Annotated in this window: 19 protein-coding genes; all 19 read left to right on the top strand. The window is 50.3% G+C overall.

From position 1 onward, the window contains the following. On the top strand, positions 1 to 402 hold a 402-nt coding region (locus SHEWPOL2_RS10205), incomplete at its 5' end, for a DUF4406 domain-containing protein (RefSeq protein ID WP_239642756.1). Positions 403 to 623: 221 nt separating this feature from the next. Continuing rightward, a complete protein-coding gene (locus SHEWPOL2_RS10200) occupies positions 624 to 995 on the top strand; it encodes a DUF2829 domain-containing protein (protein ID WP_050991346.1) in 372 nt (123 codons plus the stop codon). Positions 996 to 1,191: 196 nt separating this feature from the next. After that, positions 1,192 to 1,725, top strand: coding sequence for a lysozyme (locus tag SHEWPOL2_RS10195; RefSeq protein WP_037428061.1), 534 nt, complete (start codon positions 1,192 to 1,194; stop codon positions 1,723 to 1,725). Next, on the top strand, positions 1,706 to 2,209 hold the full coding sequence (locus SHEWPOL2_RS10190) for a hypothetical protein (RefSeq protein ID WP_037428059.1): 504 nt from the start codon (positions 1,706 to 1,708) through the stop codon (positions 2,207 to 2,209). The genes SHEWPOL2_RS10195 and SHEWPOL2_RS10190 overlap by 20 nt, the downstream gene beginning before the upstream one ends. A gap of 110 nt (positions 2,210 to 2,319) precedes the next feature. Continuing rightward, entirely contained in the window at positions 2,320 to 2,625 is a 306-nt protein-coding gene (locus tag SHEWPOL2_RS22470) for a holin (RefSeq protein WP_083848322.1), read from the top strand. Then, on the top strand, positions 2,579 to 3,112 hold the full coding sequence (locus SHEWPOL2_RS10185; protein WP_037428057.1) for a terminase small subunit: 534 nt from the start codon (positions 2,579 to 2,581) through the stop codon (positions 3,110 to 3,112). Before SHEWPOL2_RS22470 ends, SHEWPOL2_RS10185 begins: the two co-directional genes overlap by 47 nt. Continuing rightward, a complete protein-coding gene (locus SHEWPOL2_RS10180) occupies positions 3,087 to 5,087 on the top strand; it encodes a terminase gpA endonuclease subunit (protein WP_037428056.1) in 2,001 nt (666 codons plus the stop codon). Before SHEWPOL2_RS10185 ends, SHEWPOL2_RS10180 begins: the two co-directional genes overlap by 26 nt. A 25-nt stretch (positions 5,088 to 5,112) precedes the next feature. Beyond that, positions 5,113 to 5,319: a hypothetical protein gene (locus SHEWPOL2_RS10175; protein WP_037428054.1), complete on the top strand. Its 207-nt coding sequence runs from the start codon at positions 5,113 to 5,115 to the stop codon at positions 5,317 to 5,319. After that, entirely contained in the window at positions 5,319 to 5,504 is a 186-nt protein-coding gene (locus SHEWPOL2_RS10170; RefSeq protein ID WP_037428053.1) for a hypothetical protein, read from the top strand. The genes SHEWPOL2_RS10175 and SHEWPOL2_RS10170 overlap by 1 nt, the downstream gene beginning before the upstream one ends. Before the next feature lie 16 nt (positions 5,505 to 5,520). Next, positions 5,521 to 7,098, top strand: a complete 1,578-nt coding sequence (locus SHEWPOL2_RS10165) for a phage portal protein (RefSeq protein ID WP_037428051.1) — start codon at positions 5,521 to 5,523, stop codon at positions 7,096 to 7,098. Next, positions 6,998 to 9,100 carry a ClpP-like prohead protease/major capsid protein fusion protein gene (locus tag SHEWPOL2_RS10160; protein ID WP_239642755.1) on the top strand — a complete coding sequence of 701 codons (2,103 nt, stop codon included), beginning with the start codon at positions 6,998 to 7,000 and terminating at the stop codon, positions 9,098 to 9,100. The genes SHEWPOL2_RS10165 and SHEWPOL2_RS10160 overlap by 101 nt, the downstream gene beginning before the upstream one ends. 89 nt (positions 9,101 to 9,189) lie before the next feature. Next, a complete protein-coding gene (locus tag SHEWPOL2_RS10155) occupies positions 9,190 to 9,513 on the top strand; it encodes a capsid cement protein (protein WP_037428048.1) in 324 nt (107 codons plus the stop codon). After that, on the top strand, positions 9,506 to 9,871 hold the full coding sequence (locus SHEWPOL2_RS10150) for a hypothetical protein (RefSeq protein WP_037428047.1): 366 nt from the start codon (positions 9,506 to 9,508) through the stop codon (positions 9,869 to 9,871). The genes SHEWPOL2_RS10155 and SHEWPOL2_RS10150 overlap by 8 nt, the downstream gene beginning before the upstream one ends. A gap of 3 nt (positions 9,872 to 9,874) precedes the next feature. Continuing rightward, the gene (locus SHEWPOL2_RS10145) at positions 9,875 to 10,432 is read left to right on the top strand and encodes a hypothetical protein (RefSeq protein WP_037428046.1); all 558 of its coding nucleotides are present in this window, start codon (positions 9,875 to 9,877) and stop codon (positions 10,430 to 10,432) included. A 23-nt stretch (positions 10,433 to 10,455) separates the two neighbouring features. Continuing rightward, complete coding sequence (locus SHEWPOL2_RS10140; protein WP_037428044.1) at positions 10,456 to 10,881, top strand: hypothetical protein; 426 nt, start codon at positions 10,456 to 10,458, stop codon at positions 10,879 to 10,881. Further along, positions 10,878 to 11,597, top strand: coding sequence for a hypothetical protein (locus SHEWPOL2_RS10135; RefSeq protein ID WP_037428043.1), 720 nt, complete (start codon positions 10,878 to 10,880; stop codon positions 11,595 to 11,597). Before SHEWPOL2_RS10140 ends, SHEWPOL2_RS10135 begins: the two co-directional genes overlap by 4 nt. A 117-nt stretch (positions 11,598 to 11,714) precedes the next feature. Then, entirely contained in the window at positions 11,715 to 15,629 is a 3,915-nt protein-coding gene (locus SHEWPOL2_RS10130) for a tape measure protein (RefSeq protein ID WP_037428067.1), read from the top strand. A gap of 61 nt (positions 15,630 to 15,690) precedes the next feature. Then, a complete protein-coding gene (locus SHEWPOL2_RS10125) occupies positions 15,691 to 16,062 on the top strand; it encodes a hypothetical protein (RefSeq protein ID WP_037428042.1) in 372 nt (123 codons plus the stop codon). A 7-nt stretch (positions 16,063 to 16,069) separates the two neighbouring features. After that, the gene (locus tag SHEWPOL2_RS10120; protein WP_037428040.1) at positions 16,070 to 18,511 is read left to right on the top strand and encodes a hypothetical protein; all 2,442 of its coding nucleotides are present in this window, start codon (positions 16,070 to 16,072) and stop codon (positions 18,509 to 18,511) included. The last annotated feature ends 24 nt before the right edge of the window (positions 18,512 to 18,535 follow it).

The following is an 18,535-nucleotide window of genomic DNA, read 5'->3' as shown; positions in this document are numbered from 1 at the left end:
GCGCTCTCTCCCGCTCAAAGGCTCCCTCGTGGAGCCTTTTTATTTGGTGCTTTTATGGCTCGTGTCTCGCTCCGCAAAAAAGTCTATATCGCTGGCCCTATGACTGGGTTGATTGATTGCAATCGTCCTGAGTTTCATTTAGCTGCCGATGTTCAGCGCGAGCTTGGCCATATTGTGCTTAACCCGGCAACACTACCGGATGGATTAACCGAACCCGAGTACATGGCAATTTGCTTGCCGATGTTGATGTGCTGCGACCGGATATATCTGCTGGATAACTGGGCGAGTTCAAAAGGTGCCAAAGCGGAATATGCGTTAGCTAACAAACTTGGCTTAGAGATTGTTTTTCAAGATGGGGTGGATCATGAAATAACGCTACTCGGTTTGCGGGCAGATCAATAACCGCCGCCTGATTTCTCACAGGTGTAATCCAAAAGAGAGTTCGCATTGCTCTAAGCAAAAGCAACGCAGTCAGCGAAAGGTGGTCGAGCCATTTTTAGAAATGGTAACGGCATGACGTAGTTCGGGTTCGCGCCCCGTTAATGCATCAGTAGCGTAAGAGATAACTATTTAAAAGTTTAAGCATGTGCTTGAGCTTAATTGGTAAACGGTGGATTACGGCTATGAAAGATTTATCGCTTGTTAATTGTGGTTCTATAGGTCAGGTACAGCGGACCACAGAAAACCTTTCATTTGGCGAAGCAATTGATCTTGTTAAATGTGGTTACCGTGTTGCACGTGCAGGATGGAATGGCAAAGGAATGTTCATCTTCATGCAGAAAGGCAGCATAGATTATGGAGATGAAGGCTTACCATTACTGACTGAAGGTATTCAATCAAGCCTTTTTGAAAAAGGCGATGTAGGTACTGTCACTCGTTTACCTTGTATCAATATGCGCTCAGCATCAGGTTCGACAGTCACAGGTTGGTTAGCATCCCAAACAGATATGTTATCCAACGATTGGGTTTTGTTGCACGAACCACAAACTAATTAATCGTAGCCAACCCCAGCTGAACAAAAGCGGCCGCTGCAATGGTGGCCGTGGTGGGTATGTGTTGCCGAGGTTTTGACAGTACCGCCTCGGACGTTGAAAGACACTAAAAACATCAGCAGTTAGAGGCGGCTTACCTCACCGTTGATCTAACCGTTGGCCGCGCTAAGGCTAACCCAAAATTACAGGAGTATTGCCCATGTCATTAAAGCAAAAGCTCATGGCACTTGGGCTGGCCTCTGCTGTTGCATTGGCGGGGGCGAATTTAATTGCTCCAGCCGAAGCCCCAAACGGTGAGCCGATATTGCACACCTACCTTGACCCGGTGCAAATCCTCACTGCTTGCTTTGGGCACACAGGCCCCGAGCTTGAACTCAACCAGTTTTTTAGCGAACAGCAATGCATCGAAATGTTCGCTGAGGATTTAGGCAAAGCCGATCGCCAGCTGCGCCGCCTCACGTATCCGGTGCAGTTAACCGAAGGTGAGCATGCGGCTTACCTCAGTCTCATTTACAACTTTGGTGCGGGCAACTTTCAAGCCTCCACTTTGCTAAAGCTGTTAAAGCGTGGCGAACGAGTGGCGGCTTGTCGCCAACTCACCGAGGCCTGCGGCAAGTATGGCTGCAATGGTTTCGTTTATGCCAATAACGTCAAATTGCCTGGCTTAGTTGAGCGGCGCAAAAAAGAACAGGCGATATGCCTTAAGGATCTCTATGTTCCAAAAACTCATTAACGCCACAGGCACATTGCACTTGTACATTATCGGCGCGCTGATACTGGTGATTGCATTACTCGGTATCAGCCTCACCGCCACTAAAACCGATCTAGCCCTAAAAAATGCACAGCTAGAGTCTGCCGCTATCAACCAGCGCATGTTGCAGGATGACCTCACGACCGTTACCGATGAGCTGCAAGCACAGGCTAAAGAACGTGACCGACTCGCCAAGGATTACGCCTTTGCATTAGCACTCAATCAACAAGCCGCCAAAGCCAAGGCCGAGATTGACAAGCAGCTTGCCGATCAGCGCGATGCCATTAAAAAACTAAGGACCTCAGCCAATGAACAAACTCGCAGTTGGGCTAATACTGCTGTGCCTGATGATGTTCAGCGGCTGCTCAAACACGCCGCCTACTGTGCGCACCGTAGTCACCAAGCAGACCCAGTATGTGCTGCCGCCGAAAGAGTTGATCAGCCAGTGCTTACCCGCCGAATGTAGTTCGGACGCTAATGCCGATCTGCCAGATTGCATCATTCAACTCTTAGCTGTGATCCGCAAATGCGATACAGATTTGCAGAATATCGAAATATGGCGTGAGGCCAAATTAAATGAACTCAACTGAATCAATCCGCGAAGTTGGCACGCAAAAAATGCTCGCCGCTGCGTCTTATAGTGCATCCGCTACAACAGCAGCCGGAGGAGTATTTACAGTGAATAATTTAGCGCTGTGGATAGGGATATTTTTAACAGTGCTCACATTCCTTGTTAACTGGATATATCAAGCGTTTAAAGACAGGCGCGACGCGGAGCGGCATGAGTTGCAAACGCAAGTGCTAAAGGCACAGTTAAAACAGGTAGAACAACGCAATGGCCCGCATTCAACCCCAAGAGACAGCGCCTGTTCTGCTGAATAAAACCGACCTTTGCAAAAGCTTAGGGTTGAGTACCCAAGCGTTTGATAAATGGGATGTGCCAGTACATAGCAAAAAAGGCCGTGAGTGCTTGTATACCATGGCCGATGTGGTGGCCAATCGCGTGGCCAACGAGCGTAAAAAACACCTCAGCAAACCCGACGAGGATGATCCAGAAAAGCCAGATCTCGACTATGAGCGCTGGCGCTTAACCAAGGCTCAGGCAGACGGCCAAGAAATCAAAAACGAAAAAGAGCGCAAAGAGGTGGTCGAGGTCGGCTTTTGTGTCTTTGTGCTTAATCGTATCGCCGCGCAAATCGCCCCAGTGCTGGATCAAACCCACATTCGGATGAAGCGCAAATATCCCGACATTCCAGAACGCATAATCGACGCTTTTAGAGCGGAGGTGATTAAAAGTCAAAACACCGTTGCCGAACTCGCAGCGGGTATCGAGGACCTTCTAGATGAGTATATCGGCAGCACAGATTAAAAATCTGAAAGCTGCCGTTGCTGCTGGGCTGCGTGGATTCTATCGCCCGCCCATGCTCACTTGCTCAGAGTACGCCGATGAGCATTTTTATATGTCTTCGGAGTCAAGCTACACCGAGGGCAAGTGGGAGAGCTTACCGTTTCAAATCGGTATTCTTAATGCCATGGGTAACGACCAAATCACCACGCTGAACATTATGAAGTCAGCGCGGGTCGGTTACACCAAAATGCTGATGGCTAACGCGGCTTATAAGATTGAGCACAAAAAGCGCAACGTGTTGATCTATCAGCCGCGTGATGGTCAAGCCAAAACCTTTATGAAAAAGCACGTTGAAACGGCGATCCGCGATATCCCCGTTTGGCGTGCGCTGGCTCCGTGGATGGGGCGCAAACATAAAGACAGCACCCTAGAAGATAAAATATTCACCAACGGCAAAACGCTCATGGTGCGAGGTGGTACGGCTGCGGCCAACTACCGCGAAATATCCACTGATGATGTGATCTACGACGAGCTAGCGGGTTTTGATGAATCCATCGAGCACGAAGGTAACGCCACCTCATTAGGTGATACCCGTATCGAACTGTCGATGTTCCCCAAATCAATTAGGGGATCAACGCCAAAAGTGCTCGGCACATGCCAAATGGAAAAGGCATGCAGTGAATCGCCACACTTTTTTAAATTCAATTTACCGTGCCCGCATTGCAGCGAACTGCAATCACTTAAATGGGGCGGTGCCGAAGAATCATTCGGCATTAAGTGGCGCAAAAATGATAAAGGCGAGCACGACCTAAGCACCGCTTACTATCTGTGTGAGCACTGCGGTTGCTGCATTGAAAACAATCAGCTCGATGATATGGAGTTGCACCAAAGCGCGATTTGGATTTGCGAAAACACTGGCATTCGTACCCCAGACTTTATTGATTTTTACGATGCCGAAGGTAACGACATCACCACGCCGCCCAATATCTCAATCCATATCTGGTCGGCGTATAACTCGCTCAACAGCTGGGCAAAATTAGTCACCGAGTTTTTAAAGGCCAAAGGCGATAAAGAAAAGCTGCAAACTTTCGTCAACACCAAGCTGGGCTTACCGTGGGATAACGACACAGGCGAGCGCGTTGAATGGGAAGATTTAAAACGCCGTCGCGAAATGTACCCCAGTGGCAAAGTGCCCAACTGGGTGGTGTATTTAACCGCAGGTATCGATACCCAAGACGATCGCTATGAGGGCCGTGTGTGGGGCTGGGGCGCGGGTAAAGAGGCTGCGCTTATCGACCGCTTTATCCTGTATGGCGATCCATCAAGCCAAGTCTTAAAAGACAAAGTTGCCGAGCGTATCGGCCAAAGTTACGCCCGTGCCGATGGGGTGATCCTCAATATTGGCGTAGCGGGCTGGGACTCTGGTGGTCACTACACCGACGATGTTTATGCTATGAGTAAAAAGCTTGGCGTGATGCGGGTGATCCCACTGAGGGGCGCCAACGTCTACGGCAAGCCGATCGCTAACTTTCCGCGTAAGCGCACCGCCAAGGGCGTGTACTTAACCGAAGTCGGTACCGACAACGCCAAAGAGTTAATCATGGCCATGTTGCGCATCGACCCCGATGTGGATGTGCGTAAGCCTGGTGCAATTCATTTTCCGCTAAATGAATCCGTGTGTGACGACATTGAGCTGCAACAGCTCACGGCCGAACGCAAAATTCCTAAACGGGAAAATGGCCGCATTGTCTACCGCTGGGATGCTGGCAAGCGCCGTAACGAGGCGCTGGACTGTTTTGTCTACGCCTTGGCCGCGCTGTATATCGCGCTCGAAAAATTCGGCATCAATCTCGACAAGTTGTCACACGTTAAACCCATCGCCACCACAAATAGCGAGCAAACCGCCGCAGAACCTAAACCCGCAGCCAAGCCAAAGGCAAGCGCCAATAGCTGGCTAAACGGTGGCGGCGGAGGTGCAAGCGGCGGCTGGCTGTAATGCATAGATAGCAACAGGAAAACTCATGAGCCAACAACAATGCCAACAGATGATCGATGCGTATATCGCCGCCGAACTTGATGTACTGGCGGGTAAATCAACCACCATCAACGGCAAGTTAATGACCACCGAAGATCTTGGCGAAATCCGCAAAGGCCGCCTCGAATGGGAACGCCGCTTAGCAGCTTACAGCCGACCACAAGGCGGCGTTAAATTCGCGAGTTTCAACTAATGAAAAAAGGCATTGATAAACGTAATCAACCACCACCTCCAGCTGGGCCGCCATGCAGAGAAATTAACTATGGTGGAGATGTAAAAGACCTTATTTATATCTTTGCTGTTTATCTGGCTACTTGGATCGTTATTCCTTTACAAATTTACCAGTTTTCTATTCTTACCGCTTTTTTCTTTAATTAATTCACTAGGGGCTTAAATGAGCATTATCAACGATGCGCTGGCGATATTTGCCCCGCGTTTAGCTTTGCAGCGTCAAGCCGCTGCAATGAGCTACCGCAATTTAAAAGGCTATGAGGCGGCAAACCCAAGCCGCACTCACCGCGCCAAAAAAGAAAGCCGTGGTGCCAACCAAGCGGTATTTGCGGCGGGTAAAAGCCTGCGCGAGCAAGCCCGCTGGCTGGATGAAAACCACGACTTAAGCATCGGTATCTTAGACCGCTTTGAAGAACGGGTGATCGGTGCTCAAGGGATTGTGGTTGAACCGCAGCCGCGCAGTATTAGCGGTGAAATTCTTGATGACTTAGCCAACGATATTCAACGCCGTTTCGGTGCGTGGTCGCTTAAGTGTGATGTCACAGGCCGCTTTAGCCGCCCTGAGCTTGAGCGCTTAGTGCTGCGTAGTGCGCTGCGTGATGGTGACGTTTTCGGTCAGCATGTGATGGGGCGCGTTAGCAAATTCGGCCACCCCAACGAGCAGGGCACCCAATACAGCATCGAGGCGCTTGAGGCCGACTTTATCCCCTACGAGTTAAACGAACCCGCAAAGCGGGTACGCCAAGGGCTGGAGGTTAACGGATGGGGGCAGGTGGTTAACTATCATGTACTGCTTGATCACCCCGCTGATCAAGTCGGCTTTCGTTACAAAACCAAAGCCGTGGCCGCATCAAACATGATGCACCTCGGTTTATTCAAGCGCCTGCACCAGCTACGCGGCGTGTCGATATTCCACGGCATTTTAACCCGCTTAGCCGACATAAAGGACTATGAAGAATCCGAGCGCGTTGCCGCACGGATTGCCGCTGCGCTGGCGTTTTATATCAAGCGTGGTGATGCCTCGATGTACATCATGGATGACCAAGCGAGCAATCGCGAAATCCCCATTGCACCAGGCATGACGTTTGACGATTTAAAGCCCGGTGAAGATGTCGGGATGATTGAATCAAATCGCCCCAACGTCCACATGGTGGAGTTTCGCAACGGCCAGATGAAAGCCGTTGCAGCGGGTAGCCGTGGCAGTTACTCGAGTATTGCCCGCGATTATGACGGCACGTATTCAAGCCAGCGCCAAGAGCTAGTTGAGCAAGACGAATCGAACCGCATTATGCAGCAATGGTTTTGTGCCGGTTGGTCGCGCCCTGTGTTTCGCAACTGGCTAAAAATGGAATTGCTCAACAAGCAAGACCCATTAGTGCTACCGCCCGATCTCGACCCGCGCACTTTGTTCGATGCGGTGTACTACGGCCCAACAATGCCGTGGATTGACCCACGCAAAGAGGCCGAAGGCTGGGAAATGATGATTGCCGCCAACGTCGCCACAGAGGCCGATTGGACCCGCGCCCGAGGCCGCAACCCAACCGAAGTGAAGCGCCAGCGTAAACGCGAGGTGGAATACAACCGCGAAAACCACATGGTCACCGCCAACGACCCCGACCCATCGCTAGGAGATCAAAATAGTGAAAAAGACCCCAATAGCAACAGCGGTAGCAATGCTAAGCGCAATGCTGCCAAGCGGAACGCTGATCGCGCCCGCCGCAACGCTGAGCCAGATCAGTAACAGCTCACAACCAAGCCAAAGCTGGTACAGCCTCAAGGCACAAAACGGCAACGCTGAGCTAATGATTTATGACGAGATTGGCGGCTGGGGCATTAGTGCCCAACAGTTCGCCCGTGATCTCAAAAATCTAGGCAAAGTCGGCACCATCACCGCCCGTATTCATTCGCCTGGTGGGGATGTGTTCGAAGGGATGGCGATTTACAACATGATCAAAGGCCACCCAGCGCACAAGGTCTGTTACATCGACGGCCTCGCCGCATCAATGGCCAGCGTGATTGCCATGGCATTTGATGAAGTCATCATGCCTGAAAACGCGATGATGATGATCCACAAGCCTTGGGGCGGAACCCTAGGTGATGCGGATGATATGCGCAAATACGCCGATTTACTCGACAAAGTTGAAGGTAACTTAGTCGGTGCTTATCAACAAAAAACAGGCTTACCCGAAGATGAGCTTCACGCCCTATTAGCCGCTGAAACATGGCTAACAGGCCGCGAGGCAGTGGAAAAAGGTTTTGCCAACACCCTAACCGATCCGCTGCAAATGGCGGCATCACTTAATTCAAAACGTCTTAAGGATTTTACGAATATGCCTGAACATGTAAAAAACCTGTATGCACCAAAGGGAAATATTCCTTCGCCTGCACCAGCACCACAACCAGCCCCTGCGCCAAGTGCTCAGCTTCCTGCGCCAGTAAACCAACCCGCGCCCGCTGCTCAACCTGATGCCGCGGCGATTCAAGCGGCGGCGATTGCGTTTAATACCGCGCGTATTAATGGCATTAATACTGCGTTTGCGGCATTCCCGCAGCTAGCCGAGTTAAGAAATCAGTGTATCGCTGATGCGACCATTGATGCCGATAAAGCCAAAGATATGATCTTGGCAAAGCTTGGCGAAAACACCACGCCAGCTGCGACCATGCCGAATCGAGTTATTATCTACTCCGGCAACGGCAATATCGTCGGTGACTCAATTCGTGCTCAATTAATGGGCCGTGCTGGCTATGAAAAAGCAGAAGCTGGTAACCACTATTCAAGCTATGGACTGCTTGAACTTGCCCGTGCATCACTCATGGATCGTGGTATTGGCTGCGCCGGACTCAATAAAATGGAGATGGTCGGCCTAGCGTTTACTCACAGTTCAAGCGACTTTGGCAGCATCCTTTTAGATGTTGCCAATAAAGCCGTCTTGATGGGTTGGGAAACCGCCGAAGAAACCTTCGAGCGCTGGACTAAGAAAGGCATTCTAGGCGACTTTAAGATCGCCCAGCGTGTTGGCCTTGGCGATTTTAATAGCCTGCGCCAAGTGCGTGAAGGTGCTGAATATAAGTACGTTACCGTTGGCGCCCACGCGCAACAAATTGCGCTGGCAACTTATGGCGAGCTGTTCAGCATTACCCGTCAAGCCATTATCAACGATGATATGAGCATGTTGACTGACATCCCAATGAAGATGGGCTTTGCGGCCAAAGGTACCATTGGTGACTTGGTTTATGCCGTATTAACCAAAAATCCTAAGATGGCAGATGGTAAAGAGTTATTCCATGCTGACCATGGCAACTTAGGCAGCGGCGCGCCTAGCGTGGCGGCACTATCCGCAGGCCGTAAAGCAATGCGCATGCAGAAATCTGGCAATCGTCCATTGAACATTCGCCCAGCGTTCCTACTTGCACCAGTGTCATTGGAAGATAATTTTAACCAGATTATCCAATCAGAATCGGTTAAAGGTGCTGATACTAACTCTGGTATTGCTAACCCAATCAGAAACTTCGCCGAAGTGATCGGCGAACCACGCTTGGACGATAACAGCGATAAAGAATGGTTCCTTGCCGCAGCACAAGGCCGTGACACCATTGAGGTGGCTTACCTCGATGGTATCGATACGCCTTATATCGAGCAGCAACAAGGCTTCACTATCGACGGCGTAGCCACCAAGGTGCGTATTGATGCGGGTGTAGCGCCACTGGATCACCGCGGTATGTATAAATCAACAGGCGTTTAATCCTCGAGTTAACTCACACTAGCCGCCAGCTAACCACTGGCGGCTTTTTGTTATCTGCATGATTTCTTTAATCAGTTTAGGAAACCAAGATGAAAAATTACATTCAAGATGGCAAGACCATCAGCTTTACTCCCACCGCCGCCGTTGCAAGTGGTGAAGCCGTTCTGCTTGGTATGTTGCTCGTTGTCGCTATCGGCGCTATTGCGGCTAATACAGCAGGCGAAGGCGTGACCGAAGGCGTGTTCGAACTGCCTAAAAAGTCCACCGATGATGTTGCGTTAGGTGTTGAGCTTTACTGGGACGATACCGCTAAAGAACTCACCACCACGGCCACCGACAATACCAAAGTCGGTAAGGCTTGGGCAGCGGCCGGAAACGGCACTGCCACGGTTGCGGTGAAGATCAATGCCTAACGTGGGCAGAAACTTTGCCGACCGTGTGAATGGTAAAATGGCACGGGTGTTTAAGCGTTTAGCTGACCCGTGCCAATTTACCCCAGTGGATGGCACCGAGCCATTTACTCGCATGGTGAGTTTGGATGATAACAGCAAAGATTTAAGCTCAGGGACGAGCGAATATCTGCCGCAGTTAGTCACCCGAGCCGAGTTCTTACTCAGCGAGGGCGTTGTGAGTGCCGATGATACCTTTGCCCTAGGCAGTGTTGACGAAAACGGGGAATTTATCCCCAACGGCCAACAAGGCCGACTCACTCAGCGGGTGAGTATGGATAGCGTTTGCGTGGCGTTTATCTATATCACGATTGAGGACTAGCCAATGGCGCGGGTAAAAATTGAAGGCATGGAGGCGGTAACAAAGGAACTGAACCGCATCCGTGCCGCCCAAGCGCCAGCGATAAACCGTGCCATTGATGACACAGTAAAGTTTGGGCAAAAGGCGGCGGTCGATGCCATCTTTAACCGCTATGGCTATAACTCCCGCAGTTACATTGAGCAACACCTCTCGGTAAGTGTGGACCCGCGCAACTTAAAAGGGGTGATCACCGCCCGTTATCGCGCCAGTACCTTAACCAGATTTGCCAGAGCATTAACCCGCACAGGCAAAAACGGCCGTTCAAGAACAGACGGCCATATGGTTAGCGCACTGCGCAATCAGCCTGTTTGGTTTAAAGGTACCTTTACCGTGATTGGTAAAAACGGCAATCAAATCATGTTCCAGCGCCAAAAAGGCGATAACAGTTGGCGCAAGCTTAAAGGTCAAAAAGCCATGTACGGCCCTTCAGTGGCAGGCAGTTTCCGCAAAATCCGCGACGATATTGAGCCGCCGATTATTGCGTATCTGCGAAATAAATACGGCCAGTACAGCGGCACTTAGCCTCGAAATCGTAAGGACTCCCCATGATCCAAGCAATTATCGACCGTTTAAAAACGGTTGACGGCGCGACCGTGCGCGAAGGCTTTTATGCTCAGGGCGTAGCCAAGGAAAAGATGTTTATCTTTTTGCAGCCGTTTACCGATGCTTTTGGCGCTAAAAATGGTGTTGATGCCTATCGTGATGATTTGGTGCTGCAAGTGGTGGCGGGGATCGCTGTTGATAAAACCCAAACGCCAACAGCGGATTTAATCAATCTTGTACGCGCCATTCGCACCGCGTTTTACAAAGATGAACGCACCTTGGAGAAAGTCAGCTGGTTGCCCTCGGTTATCACCTTTAAAGAGTTAGAAGCCTGTAAGTACATCATGCCCGAAGCCCATGAAAAACACGGGTTAGCGGTGCTCACCCTATCCCTTGTTAATACCGTTAAATTTGGAGAATCACTATGAGTGAAACCGTAGTAGAGAGTTACATCGGCTCAGGCATCGTTTACGTTGCTGGCCGCGACGTTGGCAACGCCTCAGGCGTAAAAATTGCCATCGAGCAAGAAACCAAAACCCAACCAAACTACCGTGGCGGTGGCGGCAATGCTGCCGAAATCACCAAGGTAAAATCGGTTAAATTGTCATTCACCATGAACGACTTTAGCAACGCTAACATGGCATTAGCCCTGCGCGGTAAAGTGGAAGTGTTAACGGCTGGTACAGTGGATGATGAGCCAATCACCGCAGTATTGGATGGGTTAGCCAGAACAGCATTTATGATCGACACCACTGTTGATCCCGTCGTAAAAAACGAAGCTGGCGCGGTAACGTATGTAAAAGATACTGACTATGTGGTCAGTGCTGGCGGTATCCGCGCCTTAACAGGCGGAGCGATTACCGCAGGCCAAGCGCTCAAAGTCAGCTACACCAAAAAAGCCGGTAACGTACTGCAAGCCCTCACTGAATCAGGTACTACCGTTCCTGTGGTAATCGATGGTGTTAACGATGCCACAGGTAAACCTTGGGTGCTGGATTTCTACAAATGGAGTCCAAGCCCAACTGCTGGCTTGGACTTAATTGGCGATGACTTCGGTAGCTTTGATATCGAAGGCGGTGTGCTTGCCGATAGTTCTATTGTTGCCACGGGCAAGTCTAAGTTCTTTAAACGTAGCGCCGCCTAATGTTGGCGCAACTATCCGGTATTACCGGATAGTTCAATCTCGTTAAACGAAGGCCCACAGCATTTATTCAATGCTGTGGGCTTTTTATTTTGGTTTGTTTATTCCATTGGTGATGCCATGAGTTTTAAAGATCAAGTCATTAACCTGATCATCCAAGGCCGCGACTTGTTTTCTAGCGAAGCGGCTAAATCTGAAAAGGCATTACAAGAGTTAGCAAACCAAAGTGAAGTCTTAAATGAGCGCCTGGATGATTTAAAAAATCAACAAGCCGCCATTGCTGCCATTGATGATCTCACCACCGCCATTAGCAAAGGCGAACGTAAATACGTTGATAGCGCCCGCGCGCTCGATGAGTTAGTAAAGCAGCAAAAGCTAGCGGCAACCCAAGCCAAACAGCTTGAAGCCGCGCAAAAAGAGGCGGCTACCTCAACCGCTAAGCTTGAGGCTGAATATAGCCAAACCGTTGCCGAACTGGCTAAGTACGATCAGCAGCTCGCCGCTGCCCGTGCCGAGGTTGAGCGCTTAACCGCCACTCAAGGCGAAGGCGCACAGGCTAGCAAGGCACAGGCGCAAGCGCTATCTCAAGCCAAAGATGATTTAAAGCAGCTTGAGTCTGCCCAAAAGAATACCGAAACCAGCGCCAAGGCGTTGGCAGACGAACTCGAAAAGCAATCGACTGAGTTAAAGCAACTCGGTAGCGAAGTTGATAAAGCCGGGCAACAAAAAGCCGAGTACGCGCTCAAAGTCAAAAGCGCCCGCACTGAGTTAAATCAACTCGGCACTAGCATTGGCCGCAACAAGGCCGAACTCGATAAGCAACAAGCCGTGCTCAATAAAGCCGGTATTGATATGGGTAAGCTGGCCGATGCCAGCAAAGAGTTAAAGACTCAACAAGCCGCCGCTGAAGTTGCTTTAAAAGGCGTTAACACTCGGCTTGAGCGCCACAATAAATTACTCAACGAATCGCAAAAAGAAGCGAGTGATTTTGGTGGCAGCATTAAAGCTGCTACTAGCTCATTGCTTGCCATGGCTGGGGCTTATGTGGGCGTTGATCGCCTATGGGAAAGCCTAAAGTCAATCCTCACCGCAGGCGATAAAGCCCAAGCCTTTAGCGCCCAAATGACGGCGATGATGGGCAGCATTGCGGGTGGCGAGCAAGCCACTGCATGGATTAAGGATTTTGCCAACCGTACTGGCACCGAGTTAGAAGGCGCTAAGCAAGCGTTTGCTAATTTAAAAACCTTCGGCATCGACCCGATGAATGGCTCACTGCAAGCCATGGTCGATTACAACGCTAAGATTGGCGGTAGCCAAGAGGATTTAGAGGGGATCATCTTAGCGGTAGGTCAGGCATGGGCTAAGCAAAAATTCCAAGGCGAAGAAATTCTCCAACTGGTAGAACGCGGTGTGCCCGTTTGGGATTTGTTGGCAAAGGTCACAGGTAAAAATACCCTAGAACTCAGTAAAATGAGTGAACAGGGTAAACTTGGCCGCGAGGTGATGCAGCAGCTGTTTGACGAAATGGGCAAACAGGCCAACGGCCAAGCAGCAAAGAGCCTTGAGCGCTTAAGCGGGCAAGTTAATTTAATCTCCAATAAATGGGAGCAGTTTTTACAAATCATCGCTGACTCTGGCGCGTACCAAGTCGCGGTTGATTTGCTCAAAGATCTCAATGCGCAGTTTGATGAACTGAACAAAAGCGGCAGCATAAAAGCTGCTGCGCAGGATATCAGCGACTTTTTCCGCAACCTTGTGCGCGATGGTGGCGAAAGCCTTAAGGCGACACTGGATAACATCAACGCCTTTACCACTGGTTTAAATGTTGTCGCGGGTTCGGTGCGGCTGATCTTCAACGTGTTCAGCTCGGTGGTAGCCACGTTTGGCGCCACGCTTAGCGGTGTGTTCGCCTTGATCCTGCAAGGTTGGGCAACGGTTGTTGGTACTCTCGGCGGTGATGAGTTAGCCAGAACGCTAGAGACACAGGCCAATGCGTTAAAGGCGGTTTCGAAAGCTTATCTTGATCAAGTTGAGCAAGATTCCCGCGACGCTACCGCCGCCCTTAAACAAATGGGCGTTGATATCCGTTTAGACTCGGATAGCACCACTCAGACCCAAGTCAATAATGCCGAGAAGGTAAAAGCGGCGGTTAAAAGCCAGCTTGAGCAGCAGTTAGAAGCCAGTCAACAAGCCGTTGCCGCCGCTGAAAAGGCGAGTGAGTCAGCCACTAAAGAGGTGGCAGCATGGAAGGCGCGCGAACAGGCCGCTAAGGAGCATTACACCGCCCTTAAAAATTCCGGCACCGCCAGCATGGCCGAGCTTGAAGCGGCACAAATCGCCCTTGAAAATGCCACACTGCGTTTAGGTGATGTGCAACTGAGTCAGGCGGATAGCCAACAGCAGCTTGCTAATGGTAACGCCGCCTTAGCCGCCGCCACGGTAAATTTGCGCAATGAGCAAAACCAGCTAGCGCAAGATCAGCTTACTAAAGTGCGTGATGCGTTTATCGCTGGCCAAGCCTCGGTTGATGACTATAAAGCCGCGCAAGAAAACGCCAAGAAAACGGCCGCAGAACTGGCTAAAGCGCAAAGCCAACTCACCACCGAAGTTAAAAAAACCGCACAAGCCGCGACTGACTATGAGTTAGTGATGGCGAAAGCCGGCATTACCACCACCAAGGTATTGCAGGATCAGGCCGCCGAAGCCAAAAAGACCTTTGAGCAAGTTAAGCAAGGGGCCAAGGATGGCGCAGCATCGACATACGATTTAAACCAAGCGTTTTTAACCTATGCCGAAAGCGCGCTAAAAGCCGAACAAGCTTCGCTAAAATATGGCCAGTCGAGTGATGGCACCATTGCCGCGTCACTCAAACAGCAAGCGGCTGCGATGGGCTTAACCGATCAGCTCGGTAAGCTTATTGAGCAATACGGCAGGGTAGAAACAGCCCAAAACAATTTCGCCCAAAATAGCAGTAACGCCTTTAATCAAGTTGATAATGGCGCGAGCGACATGGGCGATTCGGTGGTTAACACCCTCGATACGATAGTTAAATCTGCCGAGGATGCGGGTACAGGCCTAGGCGATATTGCTCAATACTTTGCCGATATTGGCGCTGCGGTATTTACTAAAGTGCAATCCTTAAGTGATGGCGCGGCGCGATACTTTAACACCATCGTTTACGGTGTGCAGAATGTCAAAAAGGAATTTGGCGAACTTGGCGAAGTAGAAAACGAAATCGAGCGGTTAACGGGGGTGATCTACGAGTTAGATAACACCATCGCTAAAACCATCGATTTTGTTGGCCTGCGCACTTGGGCATTGGAAACTGAAAAGGCGGGCAAGATTGCCGAGCGCGCCTACTATCGGCAAAAGCTTGAACTGCTTAATTTGGTTGATGCGTTAGATAATGCCGATTCAGCCAACCTCAGCATTATCGACAGCGCAACAAGGGCAACCAAGGCGCTTGATTTAGTTAATGATCAAGATATGTCATTGCTTACCTCTGCACTGGCCAGCGCCAAGCAGCGTATGGACTCTTTGCGCGATAGCGCTGAGTCCACGCTTAAGTCACTGCAAGATGAGTTAGACGGTTACCTTGGCCGCCAAGATGAAATCGAGAAGCGCCGTTATCAAGAGCAGATTGCCGATCTCAAACAGCAACTTGCCGCCGCAGAACGCACGGGCGATAAAAAGCTGATTGCTGACTTGCAAGAAGCCGAGCGCACACTCAAGCAGGTGTATGAGTACCGCACCGCCGAAGTAAAAGCCCAGCAAGAAGCCGATAAAGCCGCCAAGGCCAAAAGCGAAGCCGAGGCCAAACAGCAAACCGCTGCTGCTAATGCGAGCACCAAAGCCGTTACCCAAACCACAACCACCACAACAAACTCTAGCGCTAATGCCCCAGTTGGCAATAGCTCGGATACGGTCGTGCTTAAGTTGCAAGTGGGCGGCAGTACATTTGATGCCAGCATGAAGCGCAGCCTGGTGACTGAGTTGGTAGCCGAGATCAAGCGTTTGCAATCGATAGGCGGGTAGTGCGGCCAGAGCGGGCTTAGCCCTTATAGATTCTAGAGTCTAGTGACTACAAAGGAACCCCATGACCACCATTGATACCATCGCGATTAGCGCGGATCTGCTGTGGCTCAACCGCAATGAAAAAGTGCGCGTGGCGGCCAATACCAAACGCGCGCTAAACGGTGCGCCGCAGGTGCAGCAAACCATTATACCCGCTGGCCATGTGATGACCTTAGGCACTAAAGAGGGGTGGCTTGCACGCAGTGAGTTTGAGCAATTGCAGACCCATGCGGCCAGCACGTTAACCGTCTTCACCATTGCTTATGAGGGCACCGATTACAACGTGATTTGGGATAACACCCAAGGCGCGCCAATCAGCGGCGAAGATGTGTTTGATGAGGTGCAAGGCTTTGCGCAACTGACTAACGTCACCCTTAAGTTTTTAACGATGTGAGCACTTTATGACTATCACCCGTGCCGATTTAAAAGTATTCAAGCCAGAGCAGTTAGGCTCAAGTGATGACGCAGGCGGCCAGCGTACTAAGCTGGTTGTGCAATCCGGCAAGCTTAATGAGTTGTTTCCGGCAATCTCGGATATTGACCACGCGATGAGCGCGGTAGATATCGTTAAATGCTATCCGGCATTAGATACCGCTGGACGTGAGTTGCTGCTCGATGGCCATGTGTTTATTAGCCAAAAGCCAACCGATCCGTTAGTAAGCATGTTGATTGCCGAGGCGGATACGCTAGATGATGCCGACCGCATGACTGATATGGTTGAAATCCTTGAATCCTCGGTACGCGCTGGTCAGTTAATCCGTAACCGTTTGATCGGCTTGCTCGCAGGGCAAGACACCTTTCCCCGTGCTTATTTGCAATCGAGCTATATGTTTGATGGCCGAGAATACTGGGCTAACGTGACGTTACTCAAGGGCCAAAAAATAGTGCTCAGTGTTGAATACGCTGGTGCTGAAAATGCCTTATATCCGCGCTTTGAGCACTTTTGTGAGATCCAAGAAACGGTCACAGGCGGCGCCACGGGCAATGTGCAATTTAAACCGGCTATCCCATTTAACACGCCCAATTACGATGTCACCATCAATGGTGAAACGGGCTGCACTAAAATGCGTTATGTGAGTGAGAACGATGGTATTAAGTACCATGGCGTAAGCAAGTTAACTGCTGCATCCTTAGGTAATGAAATCCTGCTTGAGTCAACGATTACCGAGTTGTTACCCAAGGTAAAAACCCTTAATCCATTATCTGGCAATACGATTACCTCAGGTGATGATGGCAGTGGGATTATTGCTAAAACTGTTAGCACGCCCTATATCACTGGGCAGCAAACCTATATTTTTGAACTGCCCGATTTGCTTAATAATGACTATGTAAATAATGGCCTACGGTTATCACCAAAAGTCGTTAATTCGCCAGCACAATGGACACGCTCTATTGTTGGCACAACCGTGACATTTACGTCCACTGGGCTAGATCTTAGTTATTACGATATTGATACTATTACAATCGAATACCTATCAGCGGCTAAATATGCGGTTTATAGCTATGGCTCGGCGTTTCCAGCAAACAAAAAAATCACCCTTGGATCAACCCAAATGCGGGTGGTGTTTACTAACACATCCCAAGGCAGCGCATTTTTAATTGAAACATCAGAGGGCAATTTTGTTGATGCTGTAAACAGTGTTCGCTTAGTACAGCTTAATTACGAAACTGGCGTGGCCACTAAGTTTTTAGATAGCCGTGGCGACTTTACTATTATCTATACCTGTTTAGTTGAGCCGCAACTTACTTCGGATAATATCGCCAACTTTGCATTAGTGACCGATGCGCCTGTGCTCGACACTTTTTATGTGCAAGTGAGTAACGTTGCGGGGGATACCTTGCTTTCTGCTTCAAGCAATGCAGCTGGGGTAATCACTGGAACAGGCGTTACCGGCTCAATTACGGGTACCAACGTCTCGCTAAACTTTGCTCAAAACGTCAATTTAAAAACCCTGCGTTACGACATTAGCGAAACCGTGTCGCTATCGCCACCGCCAGAGCTTTACGGTCTTAATCCGCTGCGGATTAAAAACGGCGGCATTGTTAACGCCTTCACGCCGTGGAACTCAGTATCTATTCAAGATACTGCCTTGCAAGTGATTAGCAGCCCTGCACCAGCGCAAACCTACAATGCACGGGCAAATGCGCGCTTTGTTGATATCACCGATGCCGAAGGTAAAAGTCTGTGGACAGTAGCAAACACCCATTACACATGGGTAAAGGCAACAGGCGTTGTCACTCTCAACAGTGATTTTAGCGGCTTTACCGCGCCGTTTATCCTTACCGATACCATCGGCGAGGTGGCGTTAGTGACTGAGGTGCGCAAAAACTCGCTAGTGCTCGCTTCCGAACTCAGCCGCCAATATCCCATTGGCGCCACGGTATCGAGCGTGCAAAACCTTGGCGACTTGCAAGCCCGTGTTGGCCCAGTGCGTGATATGACGGCGTGGTCCAACAACTGGGACTTAGATGGAACCCCAGCCACAGGTAATTTGAACAATGTCGATTACCCGATTGAAGTCCGCAACGACACGGCAATTAATGAAGATTGGGTGCTGATATTCACTAGCCCAACGGCATACCGCTGCGTGGGCCGCCGCATTGGGCAAATCGCCTTGGGTGACACCTTAAACGACTTTGCCCCAATCAACCCGCTCACGCTTGCGCCTTACTTTATCATCCGCGCCGCTGCGTTTGGTGGCGGTTGGAATACAGGCGAAGCGATCCGCTTTAAAACCTATGCAGCCAGCAAGCCAGTGATGCTACTGCGCACGGTACAAAGCGGCCACAGCCAAGTCACCACCGACCGCGCCGTACTCGCGTTCCGTGGCAATGAGTCTTAACAGCAGGCGCTAGGGCGCTGCGCT

Origin of the sequence: Shewanella sp. POL2, from assembly GCF_000282755.1 — a bacterium.
In the GTDB taxonomy this organism is placed as follows: domain Bacteria; phylum Pseudomonadota; class Gammaproteobacteria; order Enterobacterales; family Shewanellaceae; genus Shewanella; species Shewanella xiamenensis.
The sequence above is the reverse complement of the archived record's forward strand: the minus strand, read 5'-3'. Positions and strand labels throughout refer to the sequence as shown.